Source organism: Streptococcus chosunensis, from assembly GCF_003626515.1.
GTDB classification, from domain to species: Bacteria; Bacillota; Bacilli; order Lactobacillales; family Streptococcaceae; genus Streptococcus; species Streptococcus chosunensis.
In genome coordinates, this window is the sequence record NZ_RBCK01000001.1 from 298,981 (window position 1) to 319,253 (window position 20,273).

Below are 20,273 nucleotides of genomic sequence, written 5' to 3' on the forward strand. Positions count from 1 at the left end.
CAAGTTCATTGAATGAAGGTGGTACCGCGGTTTTTCGCCCTTCGTGATATGAGCTTGTCTTTTGATTTTTGGAGGTGTTGATGAAAACATTTCTTGTCAAACAAAAGTTTCGTCTTGGAGGCGAACGCTTCGCTATCAAGGATGACAGGGGAGAAATCGCCTATCAGGTGGAGGGATCATTTTTTAAGATTCCCAAAACTTTTACCATCTATGATGCGACTGGTGAACAGGTCAGTTAGATCAGTAAAGAAATCTTGACCTTACTTCCTCGTTTTGAAATTCAGCTTCGGGATGGCTCGAGTTTTGTCATTCGCAAGAAGTTAACCTTCTGGCGAGATAAGTATGAGTTTGATAATCTAGGTCTTCGTATCGAGGGCAATATCTGGGATTTGAATTTCAAACTACTGGATGATCGCGATCAGTTGATTGCGGAAATCAGGAAAGAACTCTTCCAACTGACCTCTACTTATAACGTAACAGTCCTTGAGGACTCTTATGCAGACCTAGTCATTTCCCTCTGTGTCGCGATTGACTATGTGGAAATGCTGGAAAGTCAATCAAATTAAACAAGCAATAAGGAGACAATATGAAACAACTATCTAGTGCACAAGTACGCCAAATGTGGCTTGATTTCTGGGCGACAAAAGGTCACTCTGTAGAACCATCAGTGAGCTTGGTTCCTGTAAATGATCCAACACTTTTGTGGATCAACTCAGGGGTAGCAACCCTTAAGAAATACTTTGACGGAACCATCATTCCTGAAAATCCACGTATTACCAATGCCCAAAAAGCCATTCGTACCAACGATATCGAGAACGTAGGAAAGACTGCACGTCACCATACTATGTTTGAAATGTTGGGGAACTTCTCTATCGGAGATTACTTCCGTGATGAAGCTATCACTTGGGCTTATGAGCTTTTGACAAGCCCTGAGTGGTTTGACTTCCCAGCTGAAAAACTTTACATGACCTACTATCCAGATGATAAAGATTCATACAACCGTTGGATTGAAGTGGGAGTGGATCCAAGTCACTTGATTCCTATTGAGGACAACTTCTGGGAAATCGGTGCAGGACCTTCTGGACCAGATACAGAGATTTTCTTTGACCGTGGAGAAGCTTTTGACCCAGAAAATATCGGTCTTCGCCTTCTTGCAGAAGATATTGAAAACGACCGTTATATCGAAATCTGGAACATCGTTTTGTCACAATTTAACGCAGACCCTGCTGTTCCTCGTAGCGAATACAAGGAATTGCCACACAAGAACATTGATACGGGCGCTGGTTTGGAGCGTTTGGTAGCGGTTATCCAAGGTGCTAAGACTAACTTTGAAACAGACCTCTTCATGCCAATCATTCGTGAAGTGGAGAAATTGTCTGGTAAGGTCTACGACCAAGATGGCGACAACATGAGCTTCAAGGTCATCGCAGACCACATCCGTTCATTGTCATTTGCCATCGGTGATGGTGCCCTTCCAGGAAATGAAGGTCGTGGTTATGTCCTTCGCCGTCTTCTCCGTCGTGCTTCTATGCATGGTCAAAAATTGGGAATCAACGAGCCTTTCCTTTACAAACTCGTTCCAACTGTTGGAAAAATCATGGAAAGCTACTATCCAGAAGTGCTTGAAAAACGTGACTTTATTGAGAAAATTGTTAAGAGCGAGGAAGAGTCATTTGCCCGTACCCTACACTCAGGTCAACACTTTGCCCAAGGTATCGTAGTAAACTTGAAAGAAAAAGGTCAATCTGTCATTGCTGGTCAAGATGTATTCAAACTTTATGACACTTATGGATTCCCAGTTGAATTGACTGAAGAAATCGCTGAAGAAGCTGGCATGACTGTTGACCGTGAAGGATTTGAAGCAGCCATGAAAGAACAGCAAGAACGTGCGCGTGCGTCAGCTGTCAAGGGTGGCTCAATGGGTATGCAAAATGAAACCCTTCAAAACATCACAGTGGAAAGTGTCTTCAACTACAATGCTAGCCAATTGTCTTCTAAATTGGTGGCTATCGTGGCTGACAATGCAGAAGTAGAAGCTGTATCAGAAGGAACTGCCTCACTTATCTTTGCGGAAACGCCATTCTATGCTGAAATGGGTGGACAGGTAGCTGACCATGGACAAATCTTGGATGAGTCAGGTAAGGTCGTGGCTACTGTGACAAATGTTCAAAAAGCACCAAACGGACAAGCTCTTCATACAGTTGAAGTCCATGCACCGCTTGCCTTGAACCAAGAATATACCTTGGCAATCGATACAAATCGTCGTCACCGTGTCATGAAAAACCACACTGCGACTCACTTGCTTCACGCTGCCCTTCACAATATCCTTGGAAACCACGCAACACAAGCAGGTTCTCTTAACGAAGTTGAATTCCTACGCTTTGACTTTACGCATTTCCAAGCTGTAACTGCTGAAGAATTGCGTGCGATTGAACAGCAAGTCAACGAGAAAATCTGGGAAGCTCTTGAAGTGAAGACAGTTGAAACGGATATTGACACTGCCAAAGAAATGGGAGCTATGGCCCTATTTGGTGAGAAGTACGGTAAGGAAGTTCGTGTTGTTACAATCGGTGACTACTCTATCGAGCTTTGTGGTGGTACTCACGTTGGCAACACTTCTGAGATTGGTCTCTTCAAGATTGTCAAAGAAGAAGGGATCGGATCAGGAACTCGCCGTATCTTGGCAGTGACTGGTAAGGAAGCCTTTGAAGCCTACCGTGAACAAGAAGACGCTCTTAAAGCTGTCGCAGCAACCTTGAAAGCACCTCAAGTTAAGGAAGTGCCTCACAAGGTAGAAGGACTACAAGAACAACTTCGTCAACTTCAAAAAGAAAATGCTGAGTTGAAAGAAAAAGCCGCAGCTGCAGCTGCAGGCGATATCTTCAAGGATGTGAAGGAAGTCAATGGTCACCGTTACATTGCTAGTCAAGTTTCTGTATCAGATGCAGGTGCCCTTCGTACCTTTGCGGATAACTGGAAACAAAAAGACTACTCTGATCTTCTTGTCCTAGTTGCTGCTATCGGTGATAAAGTCAATGTTCTTGTAGCAAGCAAGACAAAAGACCTTCATGCAGGAAACCTTGTCAAAGAATTGGCACCAATCGTCGATGGACGTGGTGGTGGTAAACCAGACATGGCCATGGCAGGAGGAAGCAACCAAGCTAAGATCCAAGAATTGTTGGATGCAGTAGCAGGTAAATTGTAATCAAGTAATACTCTTCGAAAATCTCTTCAAACATTGTCAGCTTCACCTTGGATTTTATATGTGACTGACTTCGTCAGTCTTATCTACAACCTCAAAGCAGTGCTTTGAGCAACCTGAGGCTAGCGTCCTAGTTTGCTCTTTGATTTTCATTGAGAATAAAGATCTATCCATTTGGGTAGGTCTTTTTTGTGAATGCAAAAAAGCCAAATCCGCTTGGAACTGGCTGGTTATCATTGGCTATTATACTCAATGAAAATCAAAGAGCAAACTAGGAAACTAGCCGCAGGCTGTACTTGAGTACGGCAAGGCGACGTTGACTTGGTTTGAAGAGTATTAGATTGTATTGGCTGCCCAGACACTTACCGAAGCAGCTGAGACTGGGAATTGTCCATAACCTTCCTCATCAATTGTAACTTGACCTTGGTGGTTTTCAAGTAAATCTACAAAGGTTTGGTTAGCCCATTCTTGGCCGACAAACATTGATTTGCTGTTTTCTTGGTCATTTGAAATCAAGACTGCGATTGGGGATTGATTTTCAGCACCTGAACGTACCCAACCGATACAGTTAGCATCATCAAAGTAGTCATTTTGTTCTCCATAGGCCAAATCTTTTCGGATGGCTAGGAGGCGGTCAAGGACTTCTTTGAAATCTTGTTGAGCATATTGCCCTGAAATCCCATAGTAGTCTCCGTAAAAGACACATGGCAGTCCATTTTGGCGTAATAGAATGAGGGCATAGGCTGCTGGCTTAAACCATTCTTCAACAGTAGACTCAAGAGCCTGACCACGTTGGGTATCGTGGTTGTCGACAAAGGTTACAGCCTTGTAAGGCTTGAGTTCAACCAAGCTATCTGTGAAAATACCACGAAGGTCATAGTTTGCGCCAGCTTGACTGGCTTCAAAGAGATTCTGGTGGAGACGAACATCAACAAGGTCGAATCGTTCTTCCGTTTTTTCAAGATAGTCTAGATTGGCTTCCTTGTCAGGATTCCAGAATTCACCAAAAACATAGAAATCCTCACCGTATTTTTCCTTCATATCACGGATAAAATTGCTCATGAAGAAAGAGTCAATGTGTTTAACGGCATCCAAGCGGAAACCAGCTACACCAGTCGTTTCCATGAACCAGTCAGCCCAGTCATAGATATTTTGGATGACTTCAGGATGTTTAAAGTCTAGGTCGGCATACATGAGGTAGTCATAGTTACCGTTTTCATTATCGACCAATTCCTCATTTGCCCACCCCTTGTTGTCCCCTTGGATGAGATAAATCCCAGACTTTCGGCGTTTGGCATCATAGTCTGTACCGGTGAAGTGGTACCAGTGCCAGTGGAAGTCATTGTAGGTATCTTGGCGACCATCGAAGGTAAAGCTAGTCCAGCCATTGATGGTGAAGGGTTCCCCAAGTTCAACTGTACGGTCTACAGGATCTACTTCAATAACCTGAAAGGCTTCCATGTGATCAGCAGCAGCCTTGTGATTGAGCACCACATCGGCCATAGGTTGAATTCCCTGTGCTTTTAGGGCTTGAATGGCTTGAAGATAGTCTTCTTTAAAACCATACTTGGTGCGGACAGTTCCTTTTTGATTAAACTCGCCTAGGTCGAATAAGTCATAGACCCCATAGCCGACATCTTTTTCATTGGTAGCCTTGAAAGCTGGTGGCATCCAGACGTGGCTGATACCGAGATCAGCTAGGTGTGGAGCATCTTCAGCTAGACGCGTCCAGTGCTGACCGTCGTGGGGCAGATACCATTCAAAGTATTGCATGAGTGTTTGATTTTGCATGATGTTTCCTCTTACTTGTCAATCTTGTTCTTTATTCTATCATAAAGTATCGGTTAGCTCAATCGTTTGCGTAAAACTGAATAATAAGTTTTTGACTATTTTATATAAAATGTTGATTTTTAAAATGAAAGTGCTATCATAATAGTAAAATACATAGATAAAGCTAGGAGTCAAACCATGATTGAATTTCAAAATGTTAGTAAGTTATATGGTGATAGAGAGGCCTTGAGCAATCTCAATTTGCAGATTGAAAATGGAGAGATTATGGGTCTGATTGGCCATAATGGTGCTGGAAAATCGACCACCATAAAGTCTCTAGTCAGTATCATTTCGCCCAGCAGTGGTCGTATTTTGGTAGACGGTCAGGAGTTATCGGAAAATCGCTTGGCTATTAAACGAAAGATTGGCTACGTAGCAGACTCGCCTGACTTATTCTTGCGCTTAACGGCCAATGAATTTTGGGAATTGATTGCTTCATCCTATGATCTGACTAGCTCTGATTTGGAGTCTAGTCTAGCTAGGCTATTGAGTGTTTTTGATTTTGCTGAAAACCGCTATCAGGTTATTGAAACCCTTTCTCACGGAATGCGTCAGAAAGTCTTTGTCATCGGAGCACTCTTGTCCGATCCCGATATTTGGGTCTTGGACGAACCCTTGACAGGTTTGGATCCCCAGGCTGCCTTTGATTTGAAGCAAATGATGAAGGAGCATGCGCAAAAAGGCAAGACGGTCTTGTTTTCAACTCATGTCCTAGAGGTGGCAGAGCAAGTCTGTGATCGGATTGCCATTTTGAAAAAGGGGCATTTGATTTATTGTGGTAGCGTAGAGGACTTGAGAAAAGACCATCCAGACCAGTCTTTAGAAAGTATCTACCTTAGCCTTGCTGGTAGAAAAGAGGAGATTTCAGATGCGTCTCAAAGTCATTAAAAAATTAGTTGATATCAATATCCTCTATTCATCTCAAGAAGCTAATCTGGCTAACCTACGAAAGAAGCAAGCTAAAAATCCTGGAAAAAAAGTAAATGTTTCCGCTAGAGTCCTAAGTTCTTACATTTTTTCTAGTCTCTTGATGCTTTTCATGTTTATAAATATAGCCTTTCGTTTTCCTTTTGAGGAAATGCCAAGTTTTTTTAGTAGCATGGTTGCTATTTTACTGGTGCTTGCCTTTTCAACTTCTTTCACTGCATTTTACAATGTCTTTTATGAGAGTAAGGATTTGGTATCGTATAGACCCTATGCCTTTAAAGAATCAGAGATTATAATCGCTAAAGGACTGTCTGTCCTCTTGCCAGCTCTGCCTGGAATTGTACCAATCCTAGCTTATTTTCTAGTCCTCTACATTAGGCTAGCTCCTTCTCTGTGGCTGGGCTTGCCTTTGATGCTGCTGTCCTTGGCCCTATTATTTGTCTCTGTTACTTTAGTGATGGTAGTGGCAGTACATTTTTTGGCTCAGACTACGGTCTTCAGAAAGTATCAGTCTATTTTTTCGAATGTGATGATTGGGATAGGAGTTCTCATACCTTTAATATTTGTCTTCTTTCTACAGTCGACTTCTGGACGTATTGTTGACAAAGTTAGAGACATTCCATTTCTCCTTTATCCTCTTCATATCTTTTACAAAATAGCAGTGGAGCCTTTTTCGACAGAAGCAATCCTGGGTCTGCTCGCTTGGATAGGACTAACTCTCTTCTTGCTTTACTTGAGCAAAAAGAAGGTTTTTCCTCGTTTTTATGACGTGATTCTGCTTAACAGTGAGGAGAAGGTCAAGAAAGAACGTCGCAGCAAGGAGAGAATTTCAACTACTAAAAAGGGATTTTTCCGCATGGTTTTACGCTACCACCTCACCCTCTTGGGACAGGGAACTGGCGTGGTTACAGTGCTTTTTACAAGTGCTTTCCTTCCTTATCTCATGATGATTGGTCTGATTTCCAAAATCCGAGATTCTCAGTTAGTCCCAGACATTCATCCTCCATACTGGTTACCCTTGTTTTTTATAGGATTGTTTATAGCAGTTGTCAATAACAATATTACCAGCCTGCATTCAATTGCCTTGTCCTTAGAGAGGGAAAATGTTGATTTTCTGAAGAGTTTACCCTTTGATTTTGCTCGTTATGTGAAAGTGAAATTTTGGATTATCTTTGCTGTCCAGTCCTTTTTACCAGTTCTGACTTTACTTGGTCTTTCTCTTTATTTAGGATTGCCCATCCTCTCGATGATTTACCTTCTTGCGACATGGGTCCTTGCCAGTGTCATCCTTTCTTGCCACCATTACCTTAAGGACGTGAAAAATCTATCAACCAATTGGAGTAGCATTACGGACCTGGTGAACCGTTCAAATCGTATAGTAGCAATAGTTTTACTCTTAATTTATTGTTTGATCTTGTTGATTTCAGTCATTGTGAGCTTATTCTTGGTTCGGTCTCTCTCCCCTATCCTTGCCATCAGCTTGGGAGTAGGAGCTCTTATCCTTCTGCTTGGTCTTGCTGTTTTTGGCTATCATTACTACCTATCACGCATATTGGTAGAGGTAGAAAAAAGATGAGATAGTTGGTCGTTTGCTTGATAAATTTTATAAAAAGAAATGCTCCTCCAAGATGGAAGAGCATTTTTTATTGTGATTTTGATTCAGTTTCTGCAGACTCTGGATGGAGTTCTTGGTAACTTGGTGCCTTGAAAAGATCAGTACTGGTTTTAGCTTGTCGTTGGCTAAAGAGACTAGTTGATTGACTTCCTTTTTCCTGCTCAATCTTTTGAAGAATTGGTAAAGAATTGAGGTAAGAAATACTTTCTGTATCAACTGTTCCAAGATGATCTTTTTGATAGAAACGTATCAAATCGCCAGTTTGAATCTGGTCGCTGATTTTTAGCTGTTGGCTGGCTGCCTGCCGAACGAGTTCTAGTTCAGTTTGAGCTTGTTCATCAAGATTGCTGATTTCAAGACCACTTTCAGTATAGTAAGTTCGTCCGTCGTAGCTGGTATATTTGGGTGTGACGAAGGAATTGGCAGTCCGAAAGGCAACGATTTCTTGATGATCTGGTGATAGTAGATCTTGTCCAACTTGAAGGAAGGAATTGGACTCAATACCAAGGAGGTGTTCGAGAGTCGGTAAGATATCGATTTGTCCACCGTATGTATTGATGATTTGTCCTTTTTCATAGCCAGGCATGACCACCATAAAAGGCACTCGTTGCAACATGGCATTGTCGTAATTCGACCAGTTCTCAGAAGTCTTGCCAATCAAGGGAGCCAGGTCAGGATTGCGGGAGTTAGAAATTCCATAATGGTCTCCGTAGATGACAATGATGGATTTTTCATAGAGGCCACTTTCTTTGAGATAGTCAAAGAAGGACTTAATAGCACTATCCAGATAGTTAGCCGTTTGGAAGTAGCCATTGATCGTTTCATCTTTGGTTTTGGCCAGTGGGAAACCAAGCTCATTGCCTGTCAGATTGCTAGCATAGGGATAGTGATTGGACACCGTGATATACTTGGCATAAAAAGGCTGCTGCAAGTGCTCTAGATATTGGATAGAATCTTTCATCATGATTTTATCATTTAAACCATATTGGAAAGAATTGCTACTGTCTTGCTTGGTAAAATAGGAAGCATCAAAGAAGTATTGGTAGCCCCATTGTTTGTAGGTTGTATTTCGGTTCCAGAAGGTCCCGATATTACCGTGAAAGACTGCACTTGATTGGTAGCCATTTTTCGATAGGATAAAAGGCGCAGCCTGCTGGGTATTGGTACCTCCATAGTTGACCATGAAGGAACCTTGGTCAAGTCCAAACAAACCAGTCTCCAGCATGGTTTCCGCATCTGAGGTCTTACCAGCCTTGACTTGGTTAAAGATATTCGAAAAGGCTAGGGTTGATTGCGAATGGTAGAGTGAATTAAGGAAGGGAGTGACTTCATGCTCAGTTCCATCTATGTTGAGTTTATAGTCCAATAGGAACTGCTGAAAACTCTCCAAGTGGAGATAAATCACATTTTTCCCTTTGGCAAGGCCAGAATAGTCTGGATTAGGCTTAGCCGAATGTTCTTGGACATAATCTGTAATGGGTTGCAGGTCGGTCTCAGAGGCCTTGGCACGTTCTTTGTTGGCGCTATAGGATTGGTTGGCACTATAACCTAAAAAGGCTGGCAAACTAAGGGCACGAACAATATAATAATTAGAAAATCCTCGCGATAGGAGATCGGGACGTTCGATTTCAGCCAAGAAAAGATTAGCAGAAAAGAGCAGGGCTGAGAGAGCAGTGATAGCAACACTGGAGCGGAATTTGAAAGGTCTCCTATCCAGCTGGATGAGCTTCTTATAGAGAAGATAAGCCAGCAATGGGAAATCCATAAAATAGATGAAATCCCAAAAGCGCAGTAACTCTAGTTCGGCAGTACCAACAGACACCTTGCTGACCACTTTCATGGTATTGGCCGTGATAAAGTCACTAAATTCTCGATAGTAAAAGATATTGGAATAAAGCCAAATGAACAAAAGGCTATAAATAGCTATACTAATACTATAAAAAATCTTGGTTGACCGAGCATAGAGGGCTAGAGCTAGCAAGAGGAGGCCCAAAGGAAGGGGGTTGAAAAAGGCGATAAAGGCAAGGTAATTTCCCTGCAACTTGCCCAATTGAATATCTAAATTAAAGTCAACGGTATAGGCTAATAAGGTTTTAAGCCAATAGAGGATTAAGAGGGTTAGGACAAAACCCAGTCTGGTACCCATGGTTTTTTGGATTTTGTTAAAATTGATTCTCACACAATTACTTCCTAAGTTTTTATTACTATATATTATACCATTTTTTAAAACTAGAGTAAAAAAGCAAGGGTAGTTTCTTTTTTGAGAATTGTCACAAAATTTGCTATAATAGTGACTATGAATAAAATAAGAGTCAGCAAAAGGGTTGAAAAAAAGCTTTCCAAGGGGCTTGTTTTACTAGAATCTAGTGATCTTGCAGATGTTTATCTCAAGAATCAGGAAGTAGAAGTCCATAGTCAAGATGGAAACTTTCTTGGGACTGCCTACCTTTCTCAGCAAAACAAGGGTTTGGGCTGGTTTGTTAGCACAGATAAGATTACCTTTAATCAAGCTTTCTTTGAAACACTCTTTAGACAAGCTAAAGAAAAGAGGAAAGCCTACTATCAAGATGATTTGACAACTGCCTTTCGTCTTTTTAATCAAGAGGGAGATGGCTTTGGTGGTCTGACAGTGGACCTTTATGGCGACTATGCTGTCTTTTCTTGGTATAACTCTTATGTTTATCAGATTCGCAAGGTTATCTCAGAAGCCTTTAGACAGGTTTTTCCTGAGGTGTTAGGGACCTATGAGAAGATCCGCTTTAAGGGATTAGACTATGAATCTGCCCATGTTTATGGTCAAGAAGCACCTGACTTCTTCACTGTTTTGGAAAATGGTGTCCTCTATCAAGTCTTTATGAATGATGGCTTGATGACAGGGATTTTCCTAGATCAGCACGAGGTTCGTGGTAGTCTAGTTGATGGCTTGGCTATGGGTAAATCCTTGCTCAACATGTTTTCCTACACAGCAGCCTTTTCAGTGGCTGCGGCCATGGGAGGAGCTAGCCAGACAACTTCTGTTGACCTAGCTAAACGTTCACGAGAATTGTCGGAAGCGCATTTTCAGGCAAATGGAATCAGCACCGACGACCATCGTTTTATAGTCATGGATGTCTTTGAATATTTCAAGTATGCCAAACGAAAAGGCTTGACTTATGATGTGATTGTCCTAGATCCGCCTAGCTTTGCTCGGAACAAAAAACAAACGTTCTCTGTGGCCAAGGATTATCACAAGTTGATTTCCCAGAGTCTTGAGATTTTAAATTCGGAAGGGATTATCATTGCCAGTACCAATGCTGCCAATGTATCCCGCCAGAAATTTACAGAACAAATTGATAAAGGCTTTGCAGGAAGAAGTTACCAGATTTTAAACAAATACGGTCTTCCAGCAGATTTTGCCTATAATAAAAAAGATGAAAGTAGTAATTACCTCAAGGTGATTAGTATGAAGGTTAGTAAATGAAATTAATCGTTTCAGTAATGCCAAGAAGTTTAGAGGAGGCCCAGGCTCTGGACGCCACGAGGTACCTGGATGCAGACATCATTGAATGGCGTGCCGACTATCTGCCTAAAGAAGCGATTTTGCAGGTGGCTCCAGCGATTTTTGAAAAATTCGCAGGTCGGGAGTTGGTTTTCACGCTGCGAACTCGCTCTGAAGGGGGAGAAATCGACCTTTCTCCAGAAGAATATATCCATCTAATCAAGGAAGTGGCGCAACTCTATCAACCAGACTATATTGATTTTGAGTACTATAGCTACAAGGATGTTTTTGAGGAAATGTTGGACTTCCCAAATCTCGTTTTGAGTTATCATAATTTTCAAGAAACACCTGAAAATATGATGGAAATCTTGTCAGAGTTGACGAGCTTAAATCCAAAACTTGTTAAGGTTGCAGTGATGGCTCATACAGAGCAGGATGTGCTAGACTTGATGAACTATACACGAGGTTTTAAAACCCTCAATCCTGAGCAGGAGTATGTAACTATTTCTATGGGTAAGGTGGGCAAGGTTTCTCGTATCACTGCGGATGTGACTGGTTCTAGCTGGTCCTTTGCAAGTCTAGATGAGGCCAGTGCACCAGGTCAGATTTCTCTAGCTAACATGAAAAAAATCAGGGAGATTTTGGATGAAGCTTGATGGCTATACACGTTTAGCTGCCGTTGTTGCAAATCCTATAAAACATTCTATTTCCCCCTTTATTCACAATAGGGCCTTTGAGGCGACAGCTACCAACGGTGCTTATGTGGCTTGGGAGATTGAAGCGGGTGATTTGGCAGAAACAGTGGCTAATATTCGTCGCTACCAGATGTTTGGCATCAATCTGTCTATGCCCTATAAGGAGCTAGTGATTCCTTATTTGGATGAGCTGAGTGACGAAGCGCGCTTGATCGGTGCGGTCAATACGGTTGTCAATGAGAATGGCAATTTAATTGGATATAATACAGATGGCAAGGGATTTTTTAAGAGCTTGCCTTCTTTTACAATTACAGGTAAGAAGATGACCCTGCTGGGTGCAGGTGGTGCGGCCAAGTCAATTATGGCACAAGCTATTTTGGATGGCGTTAGCCAGATTTCGCTCTTTGTTCGTTCGGTTTCGATGGAAAAGACAAGACCTTACCTAGACAAGTTACAGGAGCAGACAGGCTTTAAAGTGAACCTATATGCTTTAGAAGATGTTTCTGAACTGCAAGCAAGGATTGCTGAGTCGGATTTGCTGGTTAATGCCACCAGTGTGGGCATGGATGGCCAATCCTCTCCAGTTCCTGAAAACTTAGTCTTACCAGAAACTCTCTTAGTAGCAGATATCATTTACCAACCCTTTGAAACACCATTTTTGAAATGGGCTAAAAGTCAGGGCAATCCAGCGGTCAATGGTCTGGGAATGTTGCTTTATCAAGCTGCAGAAGCTTTTCAACTGTGGATAGGCAAGGAGATGCCGACGGAAGAGATTTGGCAGTCCTTAACAGAAAAATACCAATAAAGAAAAGGAGATTCTCCTATGAAAATCAGAATTGATATTCCTCATCATCCTTATGATATTCAGATTGAAAAAGGTTGTCTGGCTCAGGCTGGTCAATGGTTGCGAGAACTCTGGAAACCTCAAAAAGTGGTTATCGTGACCGATAACCATGTAGCTTCTCTTTATGCAGAGAAGGTCAAGCTCAGCCTAGAAGATGCTGGTTTTCAGGTAGCTGTTTTTGACTTTTTGGAAGGCGAAGAAAGAAAGAATTTAACCACTGTCCAGAAAGTCTATGAATTTTTAGTTAAGCAGGGGTTGACTCGTAGCGATGGAATCGTGGCTCTCGGTGGTGGTGTCGTTGGGGACTTGGCTGGTTTTGTAGCCTCTACCTATATGCGGGGAATTCACTTTGTGCAGATTCCGACCAGTTTGACTGCCCAGGTGGATTCATCTATCGGCGGAAAGACAGGTGTTAATACTCAATTTGCTAAAAATATGGTAGGGACCTTTGCCCAACCAGATGGGGTTCTGATTGATCCACTTGTTCTTGAAACGCTTGGAAAGAGAGAGTTGATTGAAGGGATGGGTGAAGTTATCAAGTATGGCTTGATTGAGGATCCAGAACTGTGGAAAATTTTGACGGAGCTAGATGGTTCTGTAGAGAGCATACTGGAATATGCAGAGACCTTGATTGAACATTCTTGCCAGGTTAAGCGCAAGATGGTGGTTGAGGATGAGTTGGACAATGGTGTTCGCCTTTACCTCAATTTTGGCCACACTATTGGTCATGCCATTGAAGCAACGGCCGGTTATGGAAAAGTCATGCATGGCGAGGCTGTGGCCATGGGAATGGTACAGATTTCCAAGGTTGCTGAAGAAAAAGGTCTCATGCCAGCTGGCATTACCCAGTCCATTACAGATATGTGTCAGAAATTTGGACTACCTATCGACTATGAAAACTGGGATGTTGATAAGCTTTATCAAGCTTTGACTCATGATAAAAAAGCGCGTGGCAATACCTTGAAATTGGTCTTGGTGCCAGAGCTTGGTTCAGCGACCATTCACCCAGTTTCTCTGGAAGAGATGAAAGACTACTTGGTAAAATAAGGAGAGTGTATGAGATATTTAACTGCAGGAGAATCACACGGTCCCCGTCTGACGGCTATCATTGAAGGAATTCCAGCTGGCCTTCCTTTGAAAGCCGAAGATATCAATGGGGATCTTAAACGCCGTCAGGGTGGCTACGGTCGTGGCGGTCGTATGAAGATTGAGAGTGATCAGGTTGTCTTTACTTCTGGCGTTCGCCACGGGAAGACGACAGGGGCTCCCATTACCATGGATGTCATCAATAAAGACCATCAAAAATGGCTGGATATCATGTCTGCAGAGGACATTGAAGACCGCCTTAAAAGCAAACGAAAAATCACTCATCCTCGTCCAGGTCACGCCGACTTGGTCGGGGGCATCAAGTATCGTTTTGATGATTTGCGAAATTCTTTGGAGCGCTCATCTGCCCGTGAAACAACTATGCGGGTGGCAGTAGGAGCAGTAGCTAAACGCCTCTTGGCTGAACTGGATATGGAGATTGCCAACCATGTTGTGGTCTTTGGTGGCAAGGAAATCGATGTTCCTGAGAATCTCACAGTTGCTGAGATTAAGGAACGAGCTGCCCAGTCTGAAGTTTCTATTGTCAACCAAGAAAGAGAACAAGAAATCAAGGATTATATTGACCAAATCAAACGTGACGGTGACACCATCGGTGGGGTTGTGGAGACAGTCGTTGGAGGTGTTCCAGTTGGTCTTGGTTCCTATGTCCAATGGGACAGAAAATTAGATGCCAGACTTGCCCAAGCTGTTGTCTCTATCAATGCCTTTAAAGGGGTAGAATTTGGTCTTGGATTTGAGGCTGGTTATCGTAAAGGCAGTCAAGTCATGGACGAAATTCTCTGGTCTAAAGAAGACGGCTATACTCGCCGTACCAACAATCTGGGCGGCTTTGAAGGTGGTATGACCAATGGGCAACCCATCGTTGTTCGAGGCGTGATGAAGCCCATTCCTACTCTCTACAAACCACTTATGAGTGTGGATATCGAAACCCATGAACCCTACAAGGCAACGGTCGAAAGAAGTGATCCTACTGCTCTTCCAGCAGCTGGTGTAGTTATGGAAGCCGTTGTGGCAACGGTTCTGGCACAAGAAATCCTTGAAAAATTCTCATCAGATAATCTCGAGGAACTAAAAGAAGCAGTAGCCCAACACCGAGACTATACAAAGAACTATTAAGGAGTTCCTATGGCAAAAACAATCTATATCGCAGGTCTTGGTTTGATTGGTGCCTCAATGGCCCTCGGTATCAAACGCGATCATCCGGATTATGAAATTTTAGGTTATAATCGTAGTCAAGCCTCGAGAGATATCGCCTTGAAAGAAGGCATGATTGACCGTGCAACAGATGATTTTGCCAGTTTTGCTCCTTTGGCAGATATCATCATTCTCAGCTTGCCAATCAAACAAACCATTACTTTCATTATGGAATTGGCCAACTTGGACTTGAAAGAAGGCGTGATTATTTCAGATGCTGGTTCGACCAAGTCAGCCATTGTGGATGCAGCGGAGCAGTATTTGACTGGCAAACCTGTTCGTTTTGTCGGGGCCCATCCTATGGCTGGTAGTCACAAGACAGGGGCTGCCTCTGCGGATGTCAATCTTTTTGAAAATGCCTATTATATCTTCACACCTTCGAGTCTGACAAGTCCTGACGCACTTGAGGAAATGAAGGATTTGCTTTCAGGGCTTCACGCTCGCTTTATCGAAATTGATGCCAAGGAGCATGATCGAGTCACTTCTCAGATTAGCCATTTTCCTCATATTCTGGCTTCCAGTCTCATGGAACAGACCGCGGTCTATGCTCAAGAACATGAGATGGCAAGGCGCTTTGCGGCCGGTGGTTTTCGAGATATGACTCGAATTGCGGAAAGCGAGCCAGGTATGTGGACTTCCATTCTCTTGTCCAATCGTGAGACTATTCTGGACCGAATTGAAGATTTCAAGGAGCGCTTAGACGAGGTTGGTCAGGCTATCAACAAGGGAGATGAAGAGCAAATCTGGAACTTTTTCAATCAAGCGCGTGAGCAACGTCAGGCTATGGAAATTCATAAGCGTGGTGGTGTGGATAGCTCTTATGACCTCTATGTTGACGTTCCCGATGAAGAAAACGTCATCCTACGGATTTTGGAATTGCTACGTGGAACTTCCTTGGTTAATATTCACATCAATGAGGAAAACCGTGAGGATATTCACGGGATTTTACAAATTTCATTTAAAAATGCTCAAGACTTAGAGAGAGCTGAGCATCTCATAACAGAAAATACCGACTACACAGTCGTCATCAAATAAGGAGAAAATCATGTCAAATATTTACGATAGTGCAAACGAACTCAGTCGCGGTCTACGCGAATTACCAGAATACAAGGCTGTCAAAGCAGTCAAAGATGCGATTGCAGCAGATGCTGAGGCAAGCAAAATCTTTACAGAATATGTTGCTTTCCAAGAGGAAATTCAAAGACTAGCGCAGACAGGTCAAATGCCAGATGCTTCCTTCCAAGCTAAGATGGAAGGCTTTGGCAAGCAGATTCAGGGGAATATCCTCTTATCAGAATTCTTTACCAAGCAACAACAATTGGCCATTTACCTTTCTGACATTGAAAAAATTGTTTTCGAACCAGTTTCAGAATTGCTAAAATAAGAAAATAACTATCATAAAGTCAGGAATTTTTAAGGAATTTCTGGCTTTTTATGATAAAATAGGTAAAAGTATTGCAAGTATGAGGTCCAGTATGAAACTAAAAACAAACATTAGCCACTTACATGGCAGTATCCGCGTCCCAGGTGACAAGTCTATCAGTCACCGTTCTATTATCTTTGGAAGTTTGGCTGAGGGTGAGACCAAGGTTTATGATATTCTGAGGGGTGAAGACGTCCTTTCGACCATGCAGGTCTTTCGTGACCTTGGTGTTGAGATTGAGGATAAAGATGGGATTATTACCATTCAAGGTGTAGGTATGAATGGCTTAAAAGCGCCACAAAATGCCCTTGATATGGGAAATTCTGGAACCTCGATTCGCCTGATTTCAGGTGTACTTGCGGGTACAGATTTTGAAGTAGAAATGTTTGGAGATGACAGTCTTTCCAAACGTCCTATGGACCGTGTGACGATTCCACTGAAAAAAATGGGTGTCAGCATTTCAGGGCAAGCTGAGCGAGATCTGCCTCCCCTTCATTTAAAAGGGACGAAAAACCTAGCACCTATTCATTACGAGTTACCGATTGCCTCTGCCCAGGTTAAGTCAGCCTTGATGTTTGCAGCCTTGCAGGCTCAGGGGGAGTCCGTCATTATCGAAAAAGAGTGCACCCGTAATCATACTGAAGATATGTTGCAACAATTTGGTGGTCATTTAAGTGTGGACGGCAAGAAAATCACAGTCCAAGGGCCTCAAAAACTGACTGGACAAAAGGTGGTCGTACCAGGAGATATTTCCAGTGCAGCCTTTTGGCTAGTCGCAGGTTTGATTGTTCCAAACTCTCGTGTGGTGCTTAAGAATGTGGGCATCAACGAAACGCGTACCGGTATTTTTGATGTCATTCGTGCCATGGGTGGAAAACTAGAAATAACTGAAATTGATCCAGTCGCTAAATCTGCTACTTTGACTGTTGAGTCTTCTGATTTGAAAGGAACAGAGATTGGTGGCGCTTTGATTCCACGCTTGATTGATGAATTGCCAGTTATCGCTCTACTTGCGACCCAAGCCCAAGGTGTCACAGTTATAAAGGATGCTGAGGAACTCAAGGTTAAGGAAACAGACCGCATTCAGGTTGTGGCAGAAGCTTTAAATAGCATGGGTGCGGATATCACCCCTACAGCAGATGGAATGATTATCAAAGGAAAATCAGCCCTTCACGGTTCTAGAGTCAATACTTTTGGAGACCACCGTATCGGTATGATGACAGCTATCGCAGCTCTCTTGGTTGCAGATGGAGAAGTGGAGCTTGACCGTGCTGAAGCCATCAATACCAGCTATCCTAGCTTCTTTGATGATTTGGAGAGCTTGATTCATGGCTAAGGTATTACTAGGATTTATGGGGGCTGGCAAATCGACTATTGCAAGAGGTTTGGACCCTAATTACCTTGATATGGATGCCCTGATTGAGAAACGCTTAGGTATGTCCATTGCGGAATTTTTCGCTGAAAAGGGAGAAGGAGCCTTTCGACAGGTAGAGTCAGAAGTATTAGCTGAGTTACTACAAAGAGATCAAGTTGTGTCAACTGGTGGGGGAGTGGTTATTTCTCAGCGAAATCGTGATTTACTCAAGACCAATTCTGATAACATCTATCTGAAAGCTGATTTTGAAACCCTCTACCAACGCATAGCAGCTGATAAGGACAATCAGCGTCCGCTTTTTCTAAATAATAGCAAGGAAGAATTAGCAGCTATTTTCCAAGAAAGACAGGCTTTGTATGAGGAAGTGGCTAGTCGGATTTTGGATGTGACCGAGCTAAGCCCAGAGGAAATTATAGAGGAACTGAGATGAAAATTGCTTATCTAGGTCCCAAGGGATCATTTTCACACCACGTTGTGCAGACAGCTTTTCCTCAGGAGGAATTGCAAGCCTTTGCCAATATTACAGATGTTATCAAGGCCTATGAGCAAGGCTTGGTGGACTATTCTGTGGTGCCAGTTGAAAATTCTATCGAAGGTAGTGTTCATGAAACCTTGGACTACCTTTTTCATCAGGCTCGTATCCAAGCAGTAGCAGAAATCGTTCAGCCTATTCATCAGCAGTTGATGGTGGTTCCAGGTCATACTAATATTGAAAAGGTTTTTTCACACCCACAGGCTTTGGCTCAAGGAAAGAAATTCATCGATGAACAATATCCAGAGGCCCAAATCGAGGTAACAGCTAGTACAGCTTATGCGGCTCGTTTTATTTCTGAACATCCAGACCAGCCTTATGCAGCAATTGCGCCTAGAAGTTCTGCTGAAGAATATGGCTTAGAACTGATTGCCGAGGACATTCAGGAAATGGAAGCTAATTTCACACGTTTCTGGGTTCTGGGAGCTGAAAAGCCTAGTATGCCATTGAAAGCACAAAGTGAAAAAATGAGTTTGGCCTTGACCTTACCTGACAACCTTCCAGGTGCCCTCTATAAGGCTCTTTCGACCTTTGCTTGGCGAGGAATTGATCTGACAAAAATTGAAAGTCGGCCACTCAAGACAGCACTGGGCGAATACTTTTTCATTATCGATGTGGACTATGCTGATAAGGACTTGGTCCACTTTGCCCAAAAAGAATTAGAAGCTATTGGGATTCAGTATAAAGTTCTGGGCGCCTATCAAATTTATCCAATATCAGACCATGGAAAGGAGAAAAAATGAGCAAAGAAAATCCCTTAAGTCATCACGAGCAGTTGCGTTATGACTATCTCTTTAAGAACATTCATTACCTCAATGAGCGAGAGAAAAAAGAGTTTGCTTACCTGCAAGGTAAGTTAAATATGGCTAGCAGTAGTAAAGCATCTCCAGAAATTCATAATGAAAATTACGATTTGGAAGAATCTTTCATGGAACCAGTCAATCAGTCTCCTCTTCCATCCTATGGTAACCGTAGTCGTGCAAAAAAATACCAGAAAAGTCATTCTTTTCCAAAGGTTAAGTCCAAGAAACGTAAGATTCGTTGGGGGCGCATTTTTGCAGGATTGCTTGCTCTTCTAGCCTGTGTCGGTTTTGGCATGATTTTTATGTTTCTAAAAGGCTATTCAAATGCTGATCCAAATAAACCTGCCAATGCTAAGGCGGCTCAAGTAGAAGTTTTTCATGGTCAAGATACCAAGGATGGGGTTAATATTTTGATTATGGGGACGGATGGACGGATTGGCCAAAATAGTGCTGAAACAAGAACGGACTCTATTATGGTCTTAAACGTTGGTGGCTCAGATAAGAAAATTAAGCTGGTCAGCTTCATGCGTGATAACTTAGTTTATATTGATGGATATAGTAAGATTATCAATGGGAAGAAACAAACAGATAACAAGTTAAATGTAGCCTATGAACTAGGGGAACAAGAAGGCCAAAAAGGGGCAGAACTGGTTCGCCAAGTATTGAAAGATAATTTTGACTTGGACATTAAGTACTATGCCTTGGTTGATTTTCAGGCCTTCGCAACCGCTATTGACACTCTCTTCCCTGATGGGGTGACGATTGATGCCAAATTCTCAACCTTAGAAGGTCAACCTTTAACCGAAGCTACAGTTGGAGATGACTTGCATGCTACAGAAACAGAGTCTCCAAGCCAGACTATCAAAGTTGGAAAACAGCAGATGAACGGTTCAACCTTGCTCAATTATGCTCGCTTCCGTGATGATGATGAAGGTGATTACGGTCGTACCAAGAGACAACAGCAAGTGTTGACAGCTGTTCTGCAACAACTCAAGGATCCAACTAAACTTTTTACTGGATCAGAAGCACTTGGTAAGGTCTTTGGGATGACCTCTACGAATGTTCCCTATAGTTTCTTATTGACCAATGGCTTATCCTTCCTAGACGGAGCGCAAAATGGCATTGAGAGATTAACAGTTCCAGAATTAGGTGATTGGGTAGATGATTACGATGTTTATGGAGGGCAAGCACTCTTAGTAGACCAAAATAAATATCAAACTAAACTTTCTCAGATGAGGATGAGATAAG

General features: G+C 42.6%; 16 protein-coding genes and 1 pseudogene. 15 read left to right on the plus strand and 2 right to left on the minus strand.

Features of this window, described 5'->3' with window-relative positions; all coding sequences use genetic code 11:
- Window positions 1-80: 80 nt before the first annotated feature.
- Together D7D54_RS01445 and alaS are read left to right on the plus strand one after the other, a co-directional pair.
- Window positions 81-566, plus strand: a pseudogene (locus D7D54_RS01445) (LURP-one-related/scramblase family protein).
- 20 nt (window positions 567-586) lie between these two features.
- Window positions 587-3,205 carry an alanine--tRNA ligase gene (gene alaS / locus D7D54_RS01450; RefSeq protein WP_120718652.1) on the plus strand — a complete coding sequence of 873 codons (2,619 nt, stop codon included), beginning with the start codon at window positions 587-589 and terminating at the stop codon, window positions 3,203-3,205.
- Between the two features lie 333 nt (window positions 3,206-3,538).
- Here the strand turns inward: alaS and D7D54_RS01460 are convergent, their stop codons facing one another.
- Window positions 3,539-4,993, minus strand: a complete 1,455-nt coding sequence (locus tag D7D54_RS01460; protein ID WP_120718654.1) for an alpha-amylase — start codon at window positions 4,991-4,993, stop codon at window positions 3,539-3,541.
- 177 nt (window positions 4,994-5,170) lie between these two features.
- Here D7D54_RS01460 and D7D54_RS01465 point away from each other — a divergent pair, with 177 nt between their 5' ends.
- Together D7D54_RS01465 and D7D54_RS01470 are read left to right on the plus strand one after the other, a co-directional pair.
- On the plus strand, window positions 5,171-5,920 hold the full coding sequence (locus D7D54_RS01465) for an ABC transporter ATP-binding protein (RefSeq protein ID WP_120718655.1): 750 nt from the start codon (window positions 5,171-5,173) through the stop codon (window positions 5,918-5,920).
- Window positions 5,901-7,535, plus strand: a complete 1,635-nt coding sequence (locus D7D54_RS01470; protein WP_120718656.1) for a hypothetical protein — start codon at window positions 5,901-5,903, stop codon at window positions 7,533-7,535. Before D7D54_RS01465 ends, D7D54_RS01470 begins: the two co-directional genes overlap by 20 nt.
- 67 nt (window positions 7,536-7,602) lie before the next feature.
- Here D7D54_RS01470 and D7D54_RS01475 read toward each other — a convergent pair whose 3' ends face one another.
- A complete protein-coding gene (locus D7D54_RS01475; protein ID WP_162496595.1) occupies window positions 7,603-9,720 on the minus strand; it encodes an LTA synthase family protein in 2,118 nt (705 codons plus the stop codon).
- 150 nt (window positions 9,721-9,870) lie between these two features.
- Here D7D54_RS01475 and D7D54_RS01480 point away from each other — a divergent pair, with 150 nt between their 5' ends.
- The 11 genes from D7D54_RS01480 (at window position 9,871) to D7D54_RS01530 (ending at window position 20,272) form a co-directional block, all read left to right on the plus strand.
- Entirely contained in the window at window positions 9,871-11,034 is a 1,164-nt protein-coding gene (locus D7D54_RS01480) for a class I SAM-dependent rRNA methyltransferase (RefSeq protein WP_162496582.1), read from the plus strand.
- Window positions 11,031-11,708: a type I 3-dehydroquinate dehydratase gene (gene aroD, locus D7D54_RS01485; RefSeq protein WP_000767765.1), complete on the plus strand. Its 678-nt coding sequence runs from the start codon at window positions 11,031-11,033 to the stop codon at window positions 11,706-11,708. The genes D7D54_RS01480 and aroD overlap by 4 nt, the downstream gene beginning before the upstream one ends.
- The gene (locus tag D7D54_RS01490; protein ID WP_120718658.1) at window positions 11,698-12,552 is read left to right on the plus strand and encodes a shikimate dehydrogenase; all 855 of its coding nucleotides are present in this window, start codon (window positions 11,698-11,700) and stop codon (window positions 12,550-12,552) included. Before aroD ends, D7D54_RS01490 begins: the two co-directional genes overlap by 11 nt.
- 18 nt (window positions 12,553-12,570) lie before the next feature.
- Window positions 12,571-13,638 (plus strand): 3-dehydroquinate synthase, encoded by a 1,068-nt coding sequence (gene aroB, locus D7D54_RS01495; RefSeq protein ID WP_120718659.1) that lies wholly within the window; start codon window positions 12,571-12,573, stop codon window positions 13,636-13,638.
- Between the two features lie 9 nt (window positions 13,639-13,647).
- Window positions 13,648-14,814 carry a chorismate synthase gene (aroC, locus tag D7D54_RS01500; RefSeq protein WP_120718660.1) on the plus strand — a complete coding sequence of 389 codons (1,167 nt, stop codon included), beginning with the start codon at window positions 13,648-13,650 and terminating at the stop codon, window positions 14,812-14,814.
- 9 nt (window positions 14,815-14,823) lie between these two features.
- Entirely contained in the window at window positions 14,824-15,927 is a 1,104-nt protein-coding gene (locus D7D54_RS01505) for a prephenate dehydrogenase (RefSeq protein ID WP_120718661.1), read from the plus strand.
- Window positions 15,928-15,937: 10 nt separating this feature from the next.
- A complete protein-coding gene (locus D7D54_RS01510; RefSeq protein WP_120718662.1) occupies window positions 15,938-16,276 on the plus strand; it encodes a YlbF/YmcA family competence regulator in 339 nt (112 codons plus the stop codon).
- A gap of 91 nt (window positions 16,277-16,367) precedes the next feature.
- Window positions 16,368-17,651 carry a 3-phosphoshikimate 1-carboxyvinyltransferase gene (gene aroA / locus D7D54_RS01515; RefSeq protein ID WP_120718663.1) on the plus strand — a complete coding sequence of 428 codons (1,284 nt, stop codon included), beginning with the start codon at window positions 16,368-16,370 and terminating at the stop codon, window positions 17,649-17,651.
- Window positions 17,644-18,120: a shikimate kinase gene (locus tag D7D54_RS01520; RefSeq protein ID WP_020901503.1), complete on the plus strand. Its 477-nt coding sequence runs from the start codon at window positions 17,644-17,646 to the stop codon at window positions 18,118-18,120. Before aroA ends, D7D54_RS01520 begins: the two co-directional genes overlap by 8 nt.
- Window positions 18,117-18,965 (plus strand): prephenate dehydratase, encoded by an 849-nt coding sequence (gene pheA / locus D7D54_RS01525; RefSeq protein WP_020901502.1) that lies wholly within the window; start codon window positions 18,117-18,119, stop codon window positions 18,963-18,965. Before D7D54_RS01520 ends, pheA begins: the two co-directional genes overlap by 4 nt.
- The gene (locus tag D7D54_RS01530) at window positions 18,962-20,272 is read left to right on the plus strand and encodes an LCP family protein (RefSeq protein ID WP_120718664.1); all 1,311 of its coding nucleotides are present in this window, start codon (window positions 18,962-18,964) and stop codon (window positions 20,270-20,272) included. The genes pheA and D7D54_RS01530 overlap by 4 nt, the downstream gene beginning before the upstream one ends.
- The last annotated feature ends 1 nt before the right edge of the window (window position 20,273 follow it).

Bases quoted from the DNA above. Each gene is read 5' to 3' on its own strand.
- alaS (WP_120718652.1), top strand. From the start codon at position 587: ATGAAACAACTATCTAGTGCACAAGTACGCCAAATGTGGCTTGATTTC.
- D7D54_RS01460 (WP_120718654.1), bottom strand. From the start codon at position 4,993: ATGCAAAATCAAACACTCATGCAATACTTTGAATGGTATCTGCCCCAC.
- D7D54_RS01465 (WP_120718655.1), top strand. From the start codon at position 5,171: ATGATTGAATTTCAAAATGTTAGTAAGTTATATGGTGATAGAGAGGCC.
- D7D54_RS01470 (WP_120718656.1), top strand. From the start codon at position 5,901: ATGCGTCTCAAAGTCATTAAAAAATTAGTTGATATCAATATCCTCTAT.
- D7D54_RS01475 (WP_162496595.1), bottom strand. From the start codon at position 9,720: ATGGGTACCAGACTGGGTTTTGTCCTAACCCTCTTAATCCTCTATTGG.
- D7D54_RS01480 (WP_162496582.1), top strand. From the start codon at position 9,871: ATGAATAAAATAAGAGTCAGCAAAAGGGTTGAAAAAAAGCTTTCCAAG.
- aroD (WP_000767765.1), top strand. From the start codon at position 11,031: ATGAAATTAATCGTTTCAGTAATGCCAAGAAGTTTAGAGGAGGCCCAG.
- D7D54_RS01490 (WP_120718658.1), top strand. From the start codon at position 11,698: ATGAAGCTTGATGGCTATACACGTTTAGCTGCCGTTGTTGCAAATCCT.
- aroB (WP_120718659.1), top strand. From the start codon at position 12,571: ATGAAAATCAGAATTGATATTCCTCATCATCCTTATGATATTCAGATT.
- aroC (WP_120718660.1), top strand. From the start codon at position 13,648: ATGAGATATTTAACTGCAGGAGAATCACACGGTCCCCGTCTGACGGCT.
- D7D54_RS01505 (WP_120718661.1), top strand. From the start codon at position 14,824: ATGGCAAAAACAATCTATATCGCAGGTCTTGGTTTGATTGGTGCCTCA.
- D7D54_RS01510 (WP_120718662.1), top strand. From the start codon at position 15,938: ATGTCAAATATTTACGATAGTGCAAACGAACTCAGTCGCGGTCTACGC.
- aroA (WP_120718663.1), top strand. From the start codon at position 16,368: ATGAAACTAAAAACAAACATTAGCCACTTACATGGCAGTATCCGCGTC.
- D7D54_RS01520 (WP_020901503.1), top strand. From the start codon at position 17,644: ATGGCTAAGGTATTACTAGGATTTATGGGGGCTGGCAAATCGACTATT.
- pheA (WP_020901502.1), top strand. From the start codon at position 18,117: ATGAAAATTGCTTATCTAGGTCCCAAGGGATCATTTTCACACCACGTT.
- D7D54_RS01530 (WP_120718664.1), top strand. From the start codon at position 18,962: ATGAGCAAAGAAAATCCCTTAAGTCATCACGAGCAGTTGCGTTATGAC.